This is a genomic window from Oscillatoria sp. CS-180 (assembly GCF_028330965.1).
Lineage (GTDB): Bacteria > Cyanobacteriota > Cyanobacteriia > Phormidesmidales > Phormidesmidaceae > Halomicronema.
The window spans coordinates 57,260-75,432 of sequence record NZ_JAQMUB010000037.1; the positions used below are offsets into that span (position 1 = coordinate 57,260).

The following is an 18,173-nucleotide window of genomic DNA, read 5'->3' on the forward strand; positions in this document are numbered from 1 at the left end:
ATACGGAGAAAAGTTGCTTTCTGCAAAGGAGTCAGTCTTTCTTCAACAAGAATTACAGGAGTATCGTTAGCCTATGAAGGAGTTCGTCCTCAACGTTGAATCAACCGATACGGTTCGACGTCGTAGACATAACTTTTCATCTATCTTTACGATAGGCATTTTCTGTTTGAGTTGGAAATGGAGGCACGATGAAAGCATTAGTTGTGGGTGCAACAGGCGAAACAGGGCGACGCATTGTTCGAGTATTAGTGAGTAAAGGCATCCCAGTTAGGGTCTTGGTACGCGATTTGCAAACTGCCCAAGAAATACTCCCCAACTCTATCGAGTTTGCTGTTGGAGATGTCCTTGATCGGACCAGCATTGAGTCAGCGATCGCAGATTGCACAGTCTTATTATGTGCCACAGGTGCACGCCCCAGCTTTGATCCCACAGGACCTTATAAAGTTGACTATGAAGGCACTAAAAATCTGGTGGATGTCGCCAAAGCTCAAGGGATTGACCATTTCGTCATCGTGTCCTCGCTCTGTGTCTCTCGATTCCTGCACCCGTTGAATCTATTTTGGCTGGTGCTGTGGTGGAAGAAACAGGCTGAAGACTATCTCATCAAGAGTGGAGTGCCTTACACGATTGTCCGTCCTGGAGGACTCAAGAGCGACGATACTGATGATCGAGCGCTAGTAATGGCTCCGGCAGATACTTTATTTGAAGGCAACATCCCCCGGTTAAAAGTGGCAGAAACGTGTGTGGCTGCTCTTACCAATCCAGAGGGCAAAAATAAGATTGTGGAGATTGTGGCTGAGGAAAACGCCACTGAAAAACCCTATGAAGAACTCTTTGCTGGAGTGGCTTAAAAAGGAGGAGAGGCTGTTCTGTGGAAAATCAGGGCGATCGCTCAATCGGCTCAAGGTGGGCCATGCCCACCTTGCTCGCATAGCGCTGTTAAAAATGTAGGTTGGCTCAGTATCAATACCACCTAAAGAAACACTTGCAAGTGCTGAGTCTTTCTGCAAGTAAGGCCTACACTCCGTTTGACACCGGCTTCTGCAAATCACCCAATGGGCTATGTCAACTACGACACAGCTCACACTCTTGGCTAGAACGGCCTACTCTGATGCCGGAGCAGATGAGCAGAGATGGCCCTTATGCTTTGCCCGATTGATGGCGTGTTAGACAGTCATGATGTCTTTTTCTTTGGCCTTTAGAGCTTCGTCAATTTGGGCAACGTACTTGTCCGTCAAGGACTGAACGCTCTCTTGTAAATCGCGAGATTCGTCTTCAGAAATTTCGCTGTCCTTTTCCTGCTTGCGAAACAGATCGATGCCGTCTCGACGAACGTTTCGCACAGATACTCGCCCTTCTTCGGCGTACTTGCTGGCAACCTTGACGAATTCTTGGCGGCGTTCGCTAGTCAGAGGAGGAATATTCAGGCGAATAAGCTTGCCGTCATTGTTGGGTACCAAGCCAATGTCAGACATTGAAATCGACTTTTCGATCGCACTCAACGAACTGGGATCAAAAGGTTGAATCATCAGCGTGCTGGCGTCAGGGGTGCTGATGTTGGCCAGTGACTTCAAAGGCGTTGGGCTACCGTAATAGTCCACCATAATTTTATCCAGCAGGGACGTGTTGGCTCGTCCAGTACGGATAGTGTTGAATGCCCGCTTGGTTGCGTCAACAGCATTCTGCATTGCTTCTTCGATATCGCTTAAGTCAGCTAACTTCACAGGAATCTCCCACGATTGTGCCAATAGATTCACCCATCACTGCCCGACGGATATTACCGGGGACCGATAGGTCAAATACCATGATAGGGATGTTGTTATCTTTGCACAGGGCGATCGCTGTGCCATCCATAACTTTTAGATCATGTGTTAATACATGACCATAGGTGAGGCTTTTAAAGCGTCTGGCATCAGGATTAATTTTGGGATCGGAGTCATAAATCCCGTCTACTTTTGTTCCCTTGAAGACGACATCTGCTCCGATTTCGGCTGCTCGTAGGGCTGCTGTGGTGTCTGTTGTGAAGAAAGGATTGCCTGATCCTGCTCCAAAAATGACGACTCGATTTTTCTCCAGGTGGCGAATTGCTCGGCGTCGAATGTAAGGCTCTGCAACTTCCTGCATCGTGATAGCGGTTTGGACGCGGGTTGGAATACCATTTTGCTCGATCGCATCTTGCAGTGTCATTGCATTCATGACGGTTGCCAACATGCCAATGTAGTCAGCCGTAGCGCGGTCCATCCCAGCGGCTGAGCCTTTAATCCCCCTAAAAATATTGCCACCGCCGACGACGATGGCAATTTGAATTTCATTTTTAACAACTTCACTAATTTCTTCAGCGATTGACTGCACAACAGCCGGATCAATACCGTAAGAAAGATTGCCCATTAGGGCTTCACCGCTTAACTTTAGCAATACACGCTCGTACGTATTTCCCATGTAACCATCCCTCGTCCACGACTCCAGGATTCCCAATACATCTAATCATATATAGGTGATCCCCGTATTGATGCTGAATTTGAGTCTTTTGAGCATCACAGATTTGCGTGATATCAAGGCTGATTCCTCTAATAACCCGAGCTACGGCTGAAGGCAGAACAATAACGACAACAGAATTGAGATTTGCTTAGAATAGGGAACCGTCGCCTCTTAGCTCTCAACCTTAATTCTCTTGCCTAAGTTTGAGAGAGGGACTTCGACTCCCTTGGTCCACTTGCTAAATGGAAGCAGGGGCTAGGGAATGACGTGAGCGCGATCGCGCCCCCGTTGGACTGCACTACTCTGTCGAATCAGACTATTCTGCTTCAGCTGTCTCCTCTTCAGGTGTTGCTGCTTCAGACGTTTCCCCTTCAGGCGTTTCCCCTTCAGGCGTATCTTCCGCCAGTGACTCTAAATCCAGGGGACCAACTGAGTACTCATAAAGCGCTTCGGTTGCATCATTACTATCAACAGTTACACTGCTAGCCTTAGGGTCAAACAGCACAGTAATACCGTCAACTTGCCCCATAAACCCCGTTTCTCCTAGTTCTAGAAGACCATCAAACTCAAACTCCTCATCGACAATGCGCATCGCAATGGTTTCTGCATCCAAAACTTGAATGGCTGTTTGAGGAATAAAGCTAGCTAATCCCGCCTCAGTATCATCCGCAAAGGTGACTGTAATGGCTGAGGTCGAATCGTCATTATCAGCGGTATTCCAATACACGTAGACGGTTTCTTCCGCCAGTTTGTAAATCTGGCCTTGGTCTCCTAATCCTGCTTGACGGTAAGCTTCGTTGCCAACTGCGTCAATATAGATACCGGTTTGAGTGCCGGTTGGTTCGAGTTGGTAAGCAACGCCATCAGCACGAGCAATGTAAATGTATCCTTGCTGCTGGATGAAATGACAAGGAACGATGAAGGGGTCATTCGAGCCGGCGGCATAGATTTCACAGCGTTCAGCGTAAGGCAGGTTCTTGTCGCGTTCGAGAGTTGCAAATACGTTTTGAGCCTGGGGTTCTGGCTCGGTGGTAGCCTTACAGCTAGAATGTTGCATTATCCCATTTTTCTCAACCGAGGCGACTTGGCCTTGAATTTGTAGCGTCGTCACCCCGTCAGTATATTTTTCGCCAAACTCTGACTCTATTGGCAGCAAGGAAATATTGGGCTGCTCTGGCAAGTCAGCGATCGCCTGCGATTCATTTAGCCTGACTATCAATACCGCCCCATCATTGCATTCGTAGGTTGCCAGGTCCCCCTGTTCGATTTCTACCTGATTGGCTCGACCACATCCTAGAAGACCGCTTAAAACGACAGCGCTCAAGCACGCAGACCTGATCGTTGCTTTAATAACCATGCCGTTATTGCTCATCCGTAGTTTCAGTAGTTTATAAGTTTCTCGTTATTTACTATGTCGTCTATAACCGCAGAAAGATTCAGGACGATCGCCCCTTGCCCTTTCAACGATACTCTGAACACTGGCAAAGCTGAGGAGACTACGGAGATACAGTTAATTAGTAATTTGCTTTAAAGGTCATTGAGAAAGCGCAAGATGACGACAGAGGTCTGTAAACCCCGGCTCGAAATTTTACTCACCTCGGAGTACCCTAAGGCTTGCTGCCTACCGATAGATCAAAACTTGGAGTAGAGTGCATAGTGATTTCTGCTGTAGACCGCGATCGTCGCAATTGCTATCGACTGCTGCTGACCTGGCTATGGGTGACCTTATTGGTGCTCGGTATTGAAGCGATCGCAGGCTGGATCACACAATCACTATTGCTCTTGGCTGAGGCTCTACATACCTTCGTCGATGCCTTTAGCACGGGCTTAAGTTTAATTGCAGTGGCCTCTCCTCAGCGACCCTTGGGTCGTGAAGTTTGGGGACACGGACGGGCAGAAGTCGCCAGCACGCTGGGAATTGTCTCGTTTTTAGGATTCACAGGACTAAGCCTGCTATTAGCAGCGCTACAACAGGCCATCAATGCTTTCTCTAGGCAGCCTGATCCCTTCAAAGCGATGATTGATCGCTCAGTTGTCTATCTCATTGTCGCTGCCATTGTTCTTTCTCTCATGGTTGCGGTATACGCCTATTCTCGTAGTCGAAACCTGGGCAGTCTAGCGCTTGTCCTTCACAGCCAGCATGTTTTAGGAGATGCCTGGTTGTCTGGAGTTACTTTGGCTGGCATCATCGCCATCTGGCAGCAGCAGACGTGGGTCGATCCCTGTCTCGCATTTTTACTCACTCTCTTTGTTATCCGGAGCCTATGGAAGGTGCTGTACGACCAATTACCAGCACTCGTGCGACCAATGGCGATCGCGCCTGAAGCCGTAGCACACATTGTCACTCAAGTAGAGGGCGTAACTCGCTGCGTTCGCATTCGTTCTCGGGGCCTAGTTGGGCGTCAGGTTTGGGTCGAGCTGCATGTGGTTATTCATCCTGATTTTTTAGGCGTTGCCCATATTGTGGGAGAACGGATTGACGCCGCCTTACGGTTGCAGTATGGTCCGCTCCGTACTCAAATTTGGGTTGAAGAAACCTACCCTACAGCTAAGCTCCCTAAAAAAGATGACTCCAACCACGCATGGTCAGAGTCAGAGAATCCTTCAGACAGTTGGACCGAAGGCTTTTGACGGGAGCATGTGAACTGGCGGCTCGCGTAGATATAGCTTTAGCCATCTAGGCTTATGCACCAAACTATATGAGTGTTAACTCATAGCCAAAGGGCTCGCCGTCTTGTCCTAGCGGAACTAGCAACGGCTATACCTGAAGCTACACGAGCCTCAATAGCGGTAAGGACTACATCATGCCCATGCCGCCCATGCCGCCCATGCCGCCCATACCACCCATGCCACCCATGCCGCCCATGCCGCCCATACCAGCATCGGCACCAGCAGGTGCAGGGGGTTCAGGTTTTTCGACAACTAATGCCTCAGTCGTCAGCACCATTCCAGCAACGGAGGCTGCATCTTGTAACGCCGAGCGAACAACTTTAGCGGGATCAATAATGCCGCTGGCAATGAGGTCCTCAAAGTCATTCGTCAAAGCGTTATAGCCCATAGTGAAGTCGAGTTCACGCACCTTCTCGACAATCACGCTACCTTCACCCCCGGAATTGTCAACAATCTGACGCAATGGAGCTTCCAGCGCTCTGATAACAATATCAACTCCGACTTGCTCTTCAGGCTCAGATAGAGATGACTTGATGCCCTCTAGCTTGGAAGACAAATGCAGGAGTGTTGCCCCACCACCAGGAACAATGCCTTCCTCGACCGCTGCTTTGGTCGCACTCAAAGCATCTTCGATGCGAAGCTTACGGTCTTTAAGCTCGGTCTCAGTCGCTGCACCCACTTTGATGACAGCAACGCCCCCTGCTAATTTTGCCAGACGTTCGGAGAGTTTTTCCTTGTCGTAGTCAGAGTCAGTACGGTCTAATTCTTGACGAATTTGACCAATGCGAGCCTGAACGTCAGCTTCATTACCCGTATCGGACACAAGCGTAGTCGTGTCTTTGGTAATGGTGACTTTGCGGGCTGTCCCCAACATGTCAAGGGTCGCTGCTTCTAGGCTTAGTCCCACATCTTCAGAAATGACTTGACCACCTGTCAGCACAGCGATGTCTTGCAGCATGGCTTTACGACGATCGCCGAAGCTAGGTGCTTTAACAGCCGCGACGTTCAAAACACCCCGCGCCTTGTTGACAACCAAGGTTGCTAATGCTTCACCTTCAATATCTTCAGCCACGATGAGCAAGGGTGCTCCAGCCTGAGCAATACGTTCTAGAACGCCGACCAGGTCTTGAACAGAACTGATCTTCTTATCCGTGATCAAGATGTGGGCACCTTCTAATTCCGTAACCATTCGTTCTTGATCGGTTACAAAATAAGGAGACATGTAGCCTCGGTCAAACTGCATCCCTTCAACGACTTCTAGTTCAGTCGTCAGCGATTTGGACTCCTCAACGGTAATCACACCGTCTTTGGTGACTTTGTCCATCGCTTCAGAAATCATCTGACCGACTTCTTCATCGCTTCCAGCTGAGACCGTCGCTACCTGAGCGATCGCATTACCCTCAACGGGTTTAGCAGCTGCTTCAATCTCTCCCACAATGTGCGCTACGGCCTTATCGATACCTCGACGCAAGCTCACCGGATTTGCTCCCGCAGCGACGTTCTTTAGCCCCTCGCGAATCAAAGCTTGAGCCAAGACGGTAGCAGTTGTGGTTCCATCACCCGCCAAATCTTTGGTCTTGGAAGCTACTTCTTGAATTAAACGGGCTCCTGTGTTCTCGTAGGGATTGTCAAGATCAATTTCCTTAGCGATCGTGATTCCGTCATTCACGATCTGAGGAGCACCGAATTTCTTCTCTAAAACAACATTGCGACCCTTAGGCCCGAGCGTAATCTTTACCGCATCGGCAAGGGCATTTACCCCTTTTTCCAGGGCCTGTCGCGACGCCTCATCAAAAATGACTAGTTTCGCCATGTCCCGTCTCTTTGTTCTCTGCAAATGAAACACTAGCACTCATCAGTAACGAGTGCTAACCCGCATACCTTATCTCTTAACTAAGGACGACATAAGTCGCAATAACCGACCCTGAACCGCTGCAGTTATAGCCGTCGTCCAGTTCCGCTAGAACAAGTCAGCGAGCTATCTAACCATGGACTAAGCGCATGAATGCCGTTTGGTGCACCAGTCTCTATGGCTAAAGCTGTATCTCAACAGAGCTAAGTGAACTATAGAGATATTCAATGCTTCAGAGATATTCAATGCTTCAACCGATGCCCAAACGACCCGCCAAAGAAGGTGTGAGCGGTAACAACGTTGCCAGCGTCAGGAACAGCGCTAGTAGCCCTAAAGCAGCTCTGGCATCGTCCGGTTCTATCAACTCATTCATCGCAGGACGCTCCTGTTCCCGCTGCAAAAACAAAATAAGGACTGCCCAGTACAAAGCCAAAGGATTGGCGAAAGAAGCTACCGTCAAGATGATCAAAGTAATCACAGTGGCACGGCCTGCGATTTTGCGCCCGTAGATGGATTGCACGATACGCCCGCCATCCAGCTGGCCCGCTGGTAAAAGATTAAGCGCCGTGATAATCAGCCCTAACCACCCCACTAATACCAAAGGGTGAATATCCACCAAGGGTTCTGTCAGCGCTGAGCCCAGAACGACTCTTGCCAAAGTGCCTACCAAAACAGACCCTTGGAAAAATTCAACCGGCAGTTGGAACGGACTTCCTGGATGAGAAATCACCAAACCTAGTACCAACATGCCGAAAGACAGCAGCCCACCAGCAGCAGGTCCTGCCAAAGCAATATCAAACAGGACTGAACGATTGGGCAGTACCGACTGTATTCGAGTGAGTGCGCCAAACGAACCGATCTCCCAAGTGGGGATAAAAAAGGGCCAGCTAAGTTTCACGTCGTGACGCTGTGCGGCAATCCAGTGACCGACTTCGTGAATAGCTAGAATCACAAAGATGCCAATTGCAAAGGGCAGGGCTGTCTTCCACTGTTCAGGTGTTGCTAGTAAATCAAATCCCATCAGGATGCCGCTAGCTTCCAAACAGGTCAACAGAGTCGCTAATGCCAAAACAACTGCTGTTCCTTTCTGAAAGGGTGTGAGTGGTTTAGGATCTGCACTCTTTGGTAACGCGACCACAACAGGCTTAGTTTTAGCATCCTCAATTAAAAAGAGCCGATACCGCCCTTCTAGACGCTCTTCAGCCAGTTCCGTCAGTTTTGCTAAGGTCTCTTCAGGTTCACCTCGCAGATTGCCCTTAAAGATTGCCCCCTGAGCATATTGAACCGTTTCAGTTCTAAAAAACGTATCAACTCCAAAAATCCCCTCCAACGCAGCTTGATCATCTGCCGAGATAGTCAACTCTTTGACGCTGTCATTCGGTTGGGCTGTGTCTTGAGCATCAGGGGCAGCGCTATCTGAAGGCATTGATTCAGCAGCAGCATCTGGCGTCTGAGACAGATTATCAGTTGCTGAAACGGTCTCCTGATCTTTCGTTTTATCCCCCGTCAAAAGGGTTTCCAGTCGCTGAGCAGTCACCGTATCGGGAGCCATCGCTCGCAAGCGGCGCCCAAGGTAGATGTAGATACCAGCTGATACCAGCACCATAAACAAAACACCGACTAGGTTGAAGTAGATGCCCAGTGAGAATAAACCGAAAAATAATAGCCAGGGCAACATCAAGACGACTGACTGGAGCCAAGCAAAAATGCCGATCTTGCCATAGGGGCGAGCGCGAACAAATCCCCAGACGAGGAGTGCGATCGCAACCAGAAGTAGTAGCAGCGTAACCATATAGCGTGTATCCGCTTGGGAGCTTCGAGAGATAATCCGTGAAGGAAATTCTGCTGAGAACTGCCTCCGTATCTGATCAATTTAACTGAGCACGGGACAATCTACCGAGTTCGTTCGCAAAACCTAAGACGCGACGAGGTGGGGCAACTTCAAATTTGAAATCAAACAAGTACAGGACCGACATGAAGCACCGTCATTATGCATAGCCGTTGCCAGTTCTGTAGGACAAAAGGACCAGCCATTTGGCGAGGTGCTAGTGCATCTGGATGTACTGAGTGCACTAGTCTAGTGGTCTGTCAAGCTTGATTTTGTAGATTGATCAGTATGTATTTTTTGGGCATTGATTTAGGGTGGCAGTCCGGGAAGAGCGGGGTTTGCTGTTTGCAAGCGCTAGAAAACGGATTGAAGCTACATCAGTTTGATATTTGTGATACCCGAAAGGATGTTATCGACTGGATAGAGCATTGGGTGGGTGATGATCAGCCTGCACTGGTTGCTGTAGACGCACCGACGCTTATCCCTAATAAAACTGGGATGAGACTATGCGATCGCCTAGCACACCGCTACTTTGGCAAATACGACGCAGGTTGTTATCCCGCCAATCAAGGTCGCCCCTTTGCCAACGACCTAATTCAGTTTGGCTTAGCGTTGGAGGCTCACGGTTTTAAGCATGCCGCCAATATCACACCCCGACAAGCAGGCAGATATCAAATTGAGCTTTTTCCACATCCCGCAACCATTCATCTCTTTCGGCTGAACAAAATTTTGAAGTACAAAAAAGGCCGCATTGCCGATCGCCGGCAGGCTCTCGCACAACTCCGCAGCTTACAGCTTTCTACTTTCCCAAAGCTCACCCCGCCACTTCGGCTGGAAGACACCGACTTGCCTGACATTCCAACGGGTGGCAAAGCCCTCAAAGTGGCTGAAGACCAATTAGATAGCCTGACCTGCGCCTATGCCGGAGCACATTGGTGGTGGTGGGGATTAGAACGAAATTGGGTATTAGGAGACGCTAGCTTGGGCTATATTGTTGTCCCTGCGCCCTACGCTGACCAAATTCCTCCGGAGTCCTAGAATAGTCGCTATCCTTCAGTGAGCGGCACCTTTGTTTGGAGAGATATATAGCGGTGTGAAAGTGCAACAGGTATACATCGTGCCCTGTCATGTCAGACTGGCACAAAATTCAAAGGATCCTGGTCGCGACGATGCTGCACGGGAATTGCTGGGCCTTGAGCATCTCCTGCCAAAGCAGCCGTTTCTTCGAGTGCTGTCCGCAGTCGCTTAGCCGCATAAATTGACATATCCCGGGGAACATTGATGCGATCGCGCAAATATCTCAACCCTCGATCCGTTCCATCAGGCGGTGTGCAAGCCTCACCCGTCATCATCTGAGTTAACGCACAGCGCAGAGCCGTATCGAATGCAGCATCGTCTGCTGGATTGACCCGAATGATGTTGACACGGTGCTTGAGGACCCGCTGTAGCGCCTCTACACGAGAGGTCTCCGGTTCTGGATAAGTCACATCTGGTAAACCAAACCAGGGACCCTGATCGACCCGCCTTTGATTCCGCTGGGCCTCAGGCGTACCGTTCTCGTAACAGCCTCCCATCTGAGGCGGCAAATCATGGACGTGGGTATGAAAGTCGCTCTGAGTTCCTCGATAGGTCAAACGGTTCTCCAATCCGTCAAACCAGTCTGATAGTTGAGGATTTTCCTCCCGCATCGAGTAGCCTTTGTAGTAATAAAGGCTAGCGTTCATCCGCTCAACATAGGGTGTGAAAACAACATCGGCAGTGCTGAAGGTTTCTAAAAGGTAAGGCCCTGGGGTCAGACTAAGAGCGTTTTCCACATCAGCCACAACCCGAGCAAATTGGTCACGATTACGCTGCTCCTCACGTTGCGATCGCGATGGATAACATAGCCAAGCACACCATGCTCTGAACAGCAGACGCTCCAGTTTGCGAAGGGGCAGCACCTTACGGTCCTCCATACCAAATGCTAATGGACCGAACGCCTGCTCCAACGCCATCAAAATATCGTCGCTTTCGGTCATTAAGCGGCCATCTAACTCTAAAGCTGGCAGCATTCCCGAAGGGACTTTGCGCTTATACCACTGCTCCTTCTTGCCATAGCAAAACATCGTTATCTTTTCGATGCGGTAAGGAATTTGCTTTTCTTCCAGCCACAGCCAAACTTTCTGACAGTAGGGGCACCAAGCATGATTGTCTCGATACAGGGTTACCCGCACCTGAGATTCATCCTGCCCAAACAGCCGCAGACGAGACTGAGCGTTTGTGGGACCATTCACCTGATCAGTCTGAAAAGTCGCAAAGGCATCAAGTTCTTCCCAACTCAAAGGAACGGTGGTCATGACCAAGCAGTGTAGGCAAGTACAACGTTTTCACCATAGCTCAATAGGGGAGGGTGAATGAGCCGAGGAGTGATGCAGAAACGCTTGTTCTAATCCATTGTTTTCTATCACCTACCCTCTACACCTCGAAAATGTAGACGTAAATCCACGGATTGCTTAAAGGGATCTTCAAATCAAATCTCTCTATGTTTGCGTGGTTTTTGCGAAGTCAGGATAGAAACTACAGCGCAGAATAGAAACAATTCTGGAGAACGCATGCAGGGCTAGTCGAGCTACTCTTTGGGGGCAATTTAGGGTAGAACGGCATTCTGCGATTAGCGTCCTTACAGGTGAAAGTCTGACCCTTGGGGGCTTTAGGGTCAGGCTATTTCCTCTTCTAGTGGCTGGACCGCTACAAAATCTTATCCAGTCCATAAATTAAAGACTTCAGGGGCATGACTCGGCGAATCGCCAGCAGTACACCTGGCATGTAGCAAGCGCGATCGCTCGTATCGTGGCGCAACGTGTAGATTTGCCCGGATGCGCCAAAGATGACCTCTTGATGGGCAATCAAGCCCGGCAAGCGCACACTGTGGATGTGAATGCCGTCTGCCGTAGTCGTTCCACGAGCACCAGCCATTTTCTCAGTTTCCTCAACCTGAGCAGGATTAAAGGATTTATTCGGCTCAGACAGCATCTGGGCAGTTTGAATAGCTGTACCGCTAGGGGCATCCGCTTTTTGATTGTGATGCAGTTCAATGATCTCGACATGCTCAAAATATTGGGCAGCCTGTTGCGCAGCTTGCTGCATGAGAACAATGCCAATGGAAAAATTAGGAATGATCAGACAGCCAATGCTGGCTTTGTCCGCAAACTCAGCTAGATCCTTGATTTGTTCAGGGCTGAGTCCTGTGGTCCCAACAACGGGGCGAACTCCGTAAGCGATCGCCGCTCGCACCGAATTGTAGACCGTATCGGGATGGGTGAAATCCACCATGACGGCTGTACCCTCACTCTGGGCCATCACCAGGGCAGCTTCGAGATCTGATGTGATCGGAATTTCGACAGGGCCACAGCCGGCTAATTCACCAATATCTTGTCCTTGAACAGCAGGATTTTTGTCAATGGCTCCAACTAAGGTGATATCTTCGGTAGCCGCGATCGCCTTAATCACCTCACGCCCCATCTTGCCGCAAGCTCCATTGACGACCACTGGAATTGTTGATTGCGCTGCCATAAGACTCATTCTGTAAGGGGTGACAGGATGAGTTTAGTGCAATTCGAGAGCATTCGTAGAGATATAGCAAAAGGCGGAAAGCGGCAAGTAGAAGGCAGACTCAATCCTTTATTCAGTAGTATCGCCGTCGCTAGTTCCATCAAGACAAGGCAGTGAACCATCTCTGGCTAAAGCGATAGCTTTAAGCCTCTGACTGTTCTATGGCCTTATGCAGCAGCCCTATGCAGCTTGGTTAAGCACATTTCAGTGTCTTAAGGAATAGGGTGTGCTTGCCTCAAGTGCAGGCCGCTATAAGTCACACCACTGTAGCGATATTGTCTGTCATGCCTTTAACTGCGCCAAACCTTTATCCTGAATAAATGGCATCAGAATTAGGAGATCAATGAGCGACACTTCGACGCAGACCAGAACGTTGCAGATTGCGGTAATTGGCGATGTTCATGATCAATGGGATGAAGAAGATAAGGCCGCGCTTCAGGCTTTGGGAGTTGATCTGGTTCTATTCGTCGGCGATTTTGGGAATGAAGCTGTAGGGGTAGTGCGCTCCATCGCTGAGCTTTCCTTACCCAAAGCGGCTATTTTTGGCAATCATGACGCTTGGTACAGTGCGACATCTTGGGGACGAAAAAAATGTCCTTACAACCGCGAAATCGAAGACCGAGTACAACTGCAAATCGATCTTTTAGGCGAGGCTCATGTGGGCTATGGCAAGCTTGATTTTCCTGAACTGCGTTTGACTGTGGTGGGCGGACGCCCTTTTAGCTGGGGCGGCCATAAGTGGAAACACAAGTCTTTCTATCGCGATCGCTACGGTATCTACAATTTTGAAGATTCCACCGCACGGATCAAGCAAGCCGTTGATGAGGCAACTTTCAACACGGTTATTTTCATTGGTCATTGTGGTCCAGCAGGGTTGGGTGCACTGCCAGAATCCCCCTGTGGACGCGACTGGAAACCGACCGGCGGCGATTTTGGAGATCCTGATTTGGCAGCGGCGATCGCATACGCTCGTGAAATGGGCAAGACTGTCCCGCTTGTCACCTTTGGGCACATGCACCATAGCCTCCGTCACCGCAAAGACATTCAACGCCAACGGTTGAGTATTGACGCCGCTGAAACGGTTTATTTAAATGCGGCTTGCGTGCCGCGCATTGTTCAAACCGAAATGACTTGCCAGCGAAATTTTTCTTTGGTCACCCTGAATCAGGCAGGTGTGCAGCAAGCATCTTTAGTCTGGGTTAACCAGCATCACATCATTACCGCTAGTGAAGATCTGCTGTCGGGTGTTCCTCAAACTAAGTCATTACAGCCCTTAGCCTAATAAAGGAATGGAGAGATGCGATAACCGCACCTCTCCACATATACGCTGCGCCAGTTCAATGTATTAGGTAAGGCGACAGTGTCTGCCTTACACCACCGTTAAGGTTCAGAAGTTGCTGACGTTCGGGACTACTCCCAACCAGCACGATCCATCAGCTGAACCGCGTCTTGGGCATATTTGCCATAGGCTTCAACGTCTACATCATCCTCAACGAAGTCGCCCATTTCCTTCAGCATTGGATCTAGATCTGTGCCTTCGACAACAGGGTATTCGTTGTTGCCTTCAGCAAAGAACTTCTGAGCCGTAGGGGTCGCCAAATATTCTAAGAAAGCTACTGCACCTTCACGGTTGGGGGCAGTACTCAACATCCCTGCACCGCTGATGTTGACGTGGGTGCCCCGACCAGACTGATTGGGGAAGAAAGCACCGACCTTGCTGAAGACTTCCTGATCAGCAGGATCGTCAGACTTGCCTAGGCGAACAAGATAGTAGCTATTCGCGATCGCCACATCTCCTAACCCAGCAGCAACGGCCTTAATCTGAGCCGTATCGTTGCCTTCAGGAGGCCGAGCAAAATTAGCAACCAGTCCCTCTGCCCACTCTTGAGTAGCCTCTTCACCCAAAGTCTCGATCATGCCAGCTATGAGGGATTGGTTGTAGATGTTGCCCGAGGATCGCACCAGAACTCGACCATCCCACTGGGAACTTGCTAAATCCTCGTAAGTCGATAGCTCAGAGGGGTTGACGCGATCGCGGTTGTACATAATCACCCTGGCTCGTTTAGAAAAGCCAAACCACAATCCGTCCGGGTGACGCAGGTTTTCGGGAATTTTTGCTTCCAAATCAGGAGAATCGATGGGTGCGAAGACACCTTCTTCGGCTGCTCTCCAGAGACGCCCAGCATCCACTGTCATGAAGATGTCCGCAGGGCTATTGCTACCTTCATTGAGGATACGTTCTAGTAATTCATCCGCGCTGCCCTCAATCAGGTTTACACCGATTCCAGTCTGCTCTGTGAAACCTTCGTACAAGGCGTCATCGGTATTGTAATGGCGCGACGAATATAGATTAATTGAACCCGTTTGGGCATAGCCGAGGCGAGGACGCTTAACTTGGGCAGCGGCAAGAGCCATTGCGGCTCCACCTGTGACCAAGAATGAACGGCGCGTTATTTTGTACATCACCAGTTTTCCTTAATGAGAATAGCTTCGGTTAAAAACACCGTCTGTTATCGTATCACTGTTGATATCCACTCCCAAATATTGCTGAAGAATATGACAGCACAAGCTCTACTTTGAACGCTTTTTCAGGTTTATCCCATTGATGTGGAGACTTTGAATTCAAGAGTCTTTTTCATCAAAATAGGATCGAGAGGCACCTAACAGAGAGTGGGTCGCGTCTGATATCACCGTTTGAAGAGAAGCTTTATCAACAGAACGGTCTTAATGCCTGACATGAAAATCTGGGTCAGACATTAATCAATTTGGCTTCACCCGTAATTTGCTGCCCGTCGATGGAGGTCAGCAAAATTACGGATATGTTAAGACCTTCACCAAATCTTCAGAAAGTTTTCAGATGGCCTCAATCTATTGGAGTACGTACGGTTATTGAGTCGAGAGGGCAAAGTTGAGTTATGCCGCGATCGCAGTAGATTCCTTTTACATCAAGAGTTTTGGGCATCTGAGTCAGCGATTTTTCATTTTCCATAGCATAAAAAATAGTGTTCTTAAACTTTTTGAGACAGTTATATTAGATAAAGAAAAGTAGAAGGAAAGGTGGTTAAGAAGAAAGATCATGGTACAGGTCCCCGCCACAGCAGGCGTTCCAACTGGAGCATCGGCGAGAGATGCGCTGGAACTTCGGGGAGTCTTCAAAACAGTTGATGAGTCGAGTTGTCCTGGAAGATTAAACTTCCACATGCACACTTTTCACTCTGACGGACAGTTATCCCCAGAGACCCTAATCGAACAGGCTATTCAGCTAGGACTTCAGGAGTTCGCAATTACTGACCATCACACCGTCAATGGCTATCGCCTTGCGAAGCAATATCTAGAAGACTGGCAATGGAAAAACCCTGCTTCTATCCGCTCCAAGGGGGGTGGAAAAAAGGTCAATAAGCTACCTAGATTGTGGACCGGCGTTGAGATTACATCTCTGTTGAACGGCGTCGAAGTTCATATTTTGGGTTACGCCTTTAGGCCTCACCACAAAGCAATTCGTCCTTACATTAAGGGTCATTCACCTAGAGGTCCTGAACAGAAAGCTGAAGCCGTTATCAGAGCCATTCAACGATCTGGGGGAATTGCAGTGTTAGCTCATCCTTGCCGCTATCGACGATCGCCTGAGGAATTAGTGGTCGAAGCTGCGCGTCATGGAATTGATGGGATCGAGGTCTACTACGCTTACGATAACCCTAAAACTTGGCGACCTTGTCCTAAAAAGACACCCTCTATGCAGCAGCTTGCCCATAAGCTCAATCTCCTGCAAACTTGCGGGACTGATACGCACGGTAAGTCCATTACCCGCCGTATTTAGGTACGGGTAAATAGAAGGCCACAGCTGTCTATTTTAATGACCAATATCCCAGCGACTGATCACAATCTCTTGACCCTGCTGCAACTGGCCAGTCCAGCGTTACCGATTGGGGCCTACAGCTACTCTGAGGGGATTGAATCACTTACCTCACAGGGAACTGTCTCTGCCGGAGAAGATCTGTTGCAATGGCTTTCTCAAGAGTTGATGTGGGGCAGTATTCGGATAGAGACCGCTGTGATGCGTCGAGTCTACGAACTTGCGGATCAATCGCAGGTTGAACCCATCGATTATTGGAATCAATGGATATCTGCTTTTCGAGATGCGGAGGAATTGCGATCGCAGAGTTGGCAGATGGGGCGATCGCTGCTGCGACTGTTTGCTGATCTGGAACCTGAAAGAGCTAGCGCATTTCCAGCATCAGTTCATGAAGGGAACTGCAATTTTGCGATCGCCTATGGCTTAGTCGCCGAGGCTTGGAAAATTCCTTTGGCTGAGGTGAGCTTGGCTTATCTTCACAGTTGGGCAGCTAATTTAGTTAGCGCTGCAGTGCGTGCAGTTCCATTGGGACAGACGGAAGGACAGCGGCGGCTGCGACAGTTAGCGATCCCCATTAGTCAAGCCCACACCGATATTGAAAAGATGACTGAGGATGATTTCATGGCTTGCAGCTGGGGGGTTTCTCTTGCCTGTATGCAACACGAGACCCTATATAGCCGGTTGTTTCGAAGCTAGAGACTAGGGGGCGGCCAATTTTGCAATTGTGAGTGGGTTATCCCTGCACGTGTTGCGACAGACATACGTTGCTCTGATCTCTTGGTTCAGCCAATAGCGTGATCCGCCCTCTCAATCCCCATCCTGGGGGACTTCCGAGGATTGGCTCCCCCAGAATGGGAGATGGGGGCCAAAACAGTCAGTCTCAACTCAACTGCAAAATCTGGATTGACTCACAATTTCGAGCTTGACGGTGCACTAGGGGCTTCGCTAACCCCTTTCCACGCTAGACACACCTAAACTGAATCGGCTGCCTCTCTAGGTCAACGGTTTCCATATTGAATGATCCCCGTGTAGGTTATTGACCGTATTAGGTCTCGTGGCTGTTGATGAATCTTGACTCCAGTCCTTGATGGGGATCGCTATAATGCCCTTCAAATCAGGACGACTTATTAACCTTGAGGTGATCTTGTGGTGAAACCCTTTCGAGTTGGTGTTGCAGGCCCCGTAGGTTCTGGTAAGACTGCGCTGATTGATGCCCTCTGCAAAGTCATGCGCGAGGACTATAGTCTTGCTGTCGTTACTAACGACATCTATACACAAGAAGACGCGCAGTTTTTGGTTCGAAGTGAGGCTCTAGAACGCGATCGCATCATTGGTGTCGAAACGGGAGGCTGTCCCCACTCAGCGATCCGAGACGATGCCTCGATTAATTTGGAGGCGATCGCGAGCTTGGTTAACCAATTCTCTCCTGACTTGGTATTTGTGGAGAGCGGTGGCGACAATCTGGCGGCAACTTTCAGCCCTGAGTTGGTAGAGATGACTATTTATGTTATCGATGTCGCCGCCGGTGATAAGATTCCGCGCAAAGGTGGACCGGGGATCATGAAGTCTGACGTGTTGATTATCAATAAGATCGACTTAGCCCCTTACGTGGGAGCGGACCTGAATGTGATGCGACGGGATGCGCAAAAAATGCGAGGCGATCGCCCCTTCATCTTCACAAATCTCAAAACTCAAGAGGGGCTACATACCCTCATTGATCTAATCAATCATCAATATAAGCTGGGACCTAGTCCTGCGGTCGCGATCGCAGACAAAGAATTTGCGCACGCCCATACTCATCCCCACAACCATTGAACATTCAACAGGCTTTCCCTTGATAAATGTAGAAAAGTTTACCCTAAAAAAACAATTTTGTATCACTTGATACAAATCCCTTCCCT

General features: G+C 49.4%; 15 protein-coding genes. 7 read left to right on the plus strand and 8 right to left on the minus strand.

Translation table 11 applies throughout. The features are described from left to right. Positions 1–188 precede the first annotated feature (188 nt). The gene (locus tag PN498_RS08745) at positions 189–851 is read left to right on the plus strand and encodes an SDR family oxidoreductase (protein ID WP_272062345.1); all 663 of its coding nucleotides are present in this window, start codon (positions 189–191) and stop codon (positions 849–851) included. A 315-nt stretch (positions 852–1,166) separates the two neighbouring features. Here PN498_RS08745 and frr read toward each other — a convergent pair whose 3' ends face one another. The 3 genes from frr to PN498_RS08760 form a co-directional block, all read right to left on the minus strand. Then, positions 1,167–1,688, minus strand: a complete 522-nt coding sequence (frr, locus tag PN498_RS08750; protein ID WP_272062521.1) for a ribosome recycling factor — start codon at positions 1,686–1,688, stop codon at positions 1,167–1,169. A gap of 22 nt (positions 1,689–1,710) precedes the next feature. Then, entirely contained in the window at positions 1,711–2,439 is a 729-nt protein-coding gene (gene pyrH, locus PN498_RS08755; protein WP_272062346.1) for a UMP kinase, read from the minus strand. A 355-nt stretch (positions 2,440–2,794) separates the two neighbouring features. Continuing rightward, entirely contained in the window at positions 2,795–3,802 is a 1,008-nt protein-coding gene (locus PN498_RS08760; protein ID WP_272062347.1) for a hypothetical protein, read from the minus strand. 332 nt (positions 3,803–4,134) lie between these two features. On the opposite strand from PN498_RS08760, the gene PN498_RS08765 reads away from it, so the two are divergent. Beyond that, a complete protein-coding gene (locus PN498_RS08765) occupies positions 4,135–5,109 on the plus strand; it encodes a cation diffusion facilitator family transporter (RefSeq protein ID WP_272062348.1) in 975 nt (324 codons plus the stop codon). Positions 5,110–5,275: 166 nt separating this feature from the next. On the opposite strand, the gene groL is transcribed toward PN498_RS08765, so the two are convergent. Beyond that, a complete protein-coding gene (groL, locus tag PN498_RS08770; RefSeq protein WP_272062349.1) occupies positions 5,276–6,961 on the minus strand; it encodes a chaperonin GroEL in 1,686 nt (561 codons plus the stop codon). A 289-nt stretch (positions 6,962–7,250) separates the two neighbouring features. Then, positions 7,251–8,792, minus strand: coding sequence for a site-2 protease family protein (locus PN498_RS08775; RefSeq protein WP_272062350.1), 1,542 nt, complete (start codon positions 8,790–8,792; stop codon positions 7,251–7,253). A gap of 324 nt (positions 8,793–9,116) precedes the next feature. On the opposite strand from PN498_RS08775, the gene PN498_RS08780 reads away from it, so the two are divergent. Beyond that, complete coding sequence (locus PN498_RS08780) at positions 9,117–9,866, plus strand: DUF429 domain-containing protein (RefSeq protein WP_272062351.1); 750 nt, start codon at positions 9,117–9,119, stop codon at positions 9,864–9,866. Between the two features lie 92 nt (positions 9,867–9,958). Here PN498_RS08780 and PN498_RS08785 read toward each other — a convergent pair whose 3' ends face one another. Beyond that, complete coding sequence (locus PN498_RS08785; RefSeq protein WP_272062352.1) at positions 9,959–11,164, minus strand: glutathione S-transferase family protein; 1,206 nt, start codon at positions 11,162–11,164, stop codon at positions 9,959–9,961. Between the two features lie 391 nt (positions 11,165–11,555). Beyond that, positions 11,556–12,380: a 4-hydroxy-tetrahydrodipicolinate reductase gene (gene dapB, locus PN498_RS08790; protein WP_272062353.1), complete on the minus strand. Its 825-nt coding sequence runs from the start codon at positions 12,378–12,380 to the stop codon at positions 11,556–11,558. 382 nt (positions 12,381–12,762) lie between these two features. On the opposite strand from dapB, the gene PN498_RS08795 reads away from it, so the two are divergent. Then, on the plus strand, positions 12,763–13,701 hold the full coding sequence (locus tag PN498_RS08795) for a TIGR04168 family protein (RefSeq protein ID WP_272062354.1): 939 nt from the start codon (positions 12,763–12,765) through the stop codon (positions 13,699–13,701). Positions 13,702–13,829: 128 nt separating this feature from the next. Here PN498_RS08795 and PN498_RS08800 read toward each other — a convergent pair whose 3' ends face one another. After that, a complete protein-coding gene (locus PN498_RS08800; protein WP_272062355.1) occupies positions 13,830–14,882 on the minus strand; it encodes a Fe(3+) ABC transporter substrate-binding protein in 1,053 nt (350 codons plus the stop codon). 613 nt (positions 14,883–15,495) lie between these two features. On the opposite strand from PN498_RS08800, the gene PN498_RS08805 reads away from it, so the two are divergent. The 3 genes from PN498_RS08805 (at position 15,496) to ureG (ending at position 18,087) form a co-directional block, all read left to right on the plus strand. After that, positions 15,496–16,236, plus strand: a complete 741-nt coding sequence (locus tag PN498_RS08805; protein WP_272062356.1) for a PHP domain-containing protein — start codon at positions 15,496–15,498, stop codon at positions 16,234–16,236. Between the two features lie 36 nt (positions 16,237–16,272). Then, a complete protein-coding gene (locus PN498_RS08810) occupies positions 16,273–16,968 on the plus strand; it encodes an urease accessory protein UreF (RefSeq protein WP_272062357.1) in 696 nt (231 codons plus the stop codon). Between the two features lie 453 nt (positions 16,969–17,421). Then, a complete protein-coding gene (gene ureG / locus PN498_RS08815) occupies positions 17,422–18,087 on the plus strand; it encodes an urease accessory protein UreG (protein WP_272062522.1) in 666 nt (221 codons plus the stop codon). The last annotated feature ends 86 nt before the right edge of the window (positions 18,088–18,173 follow it).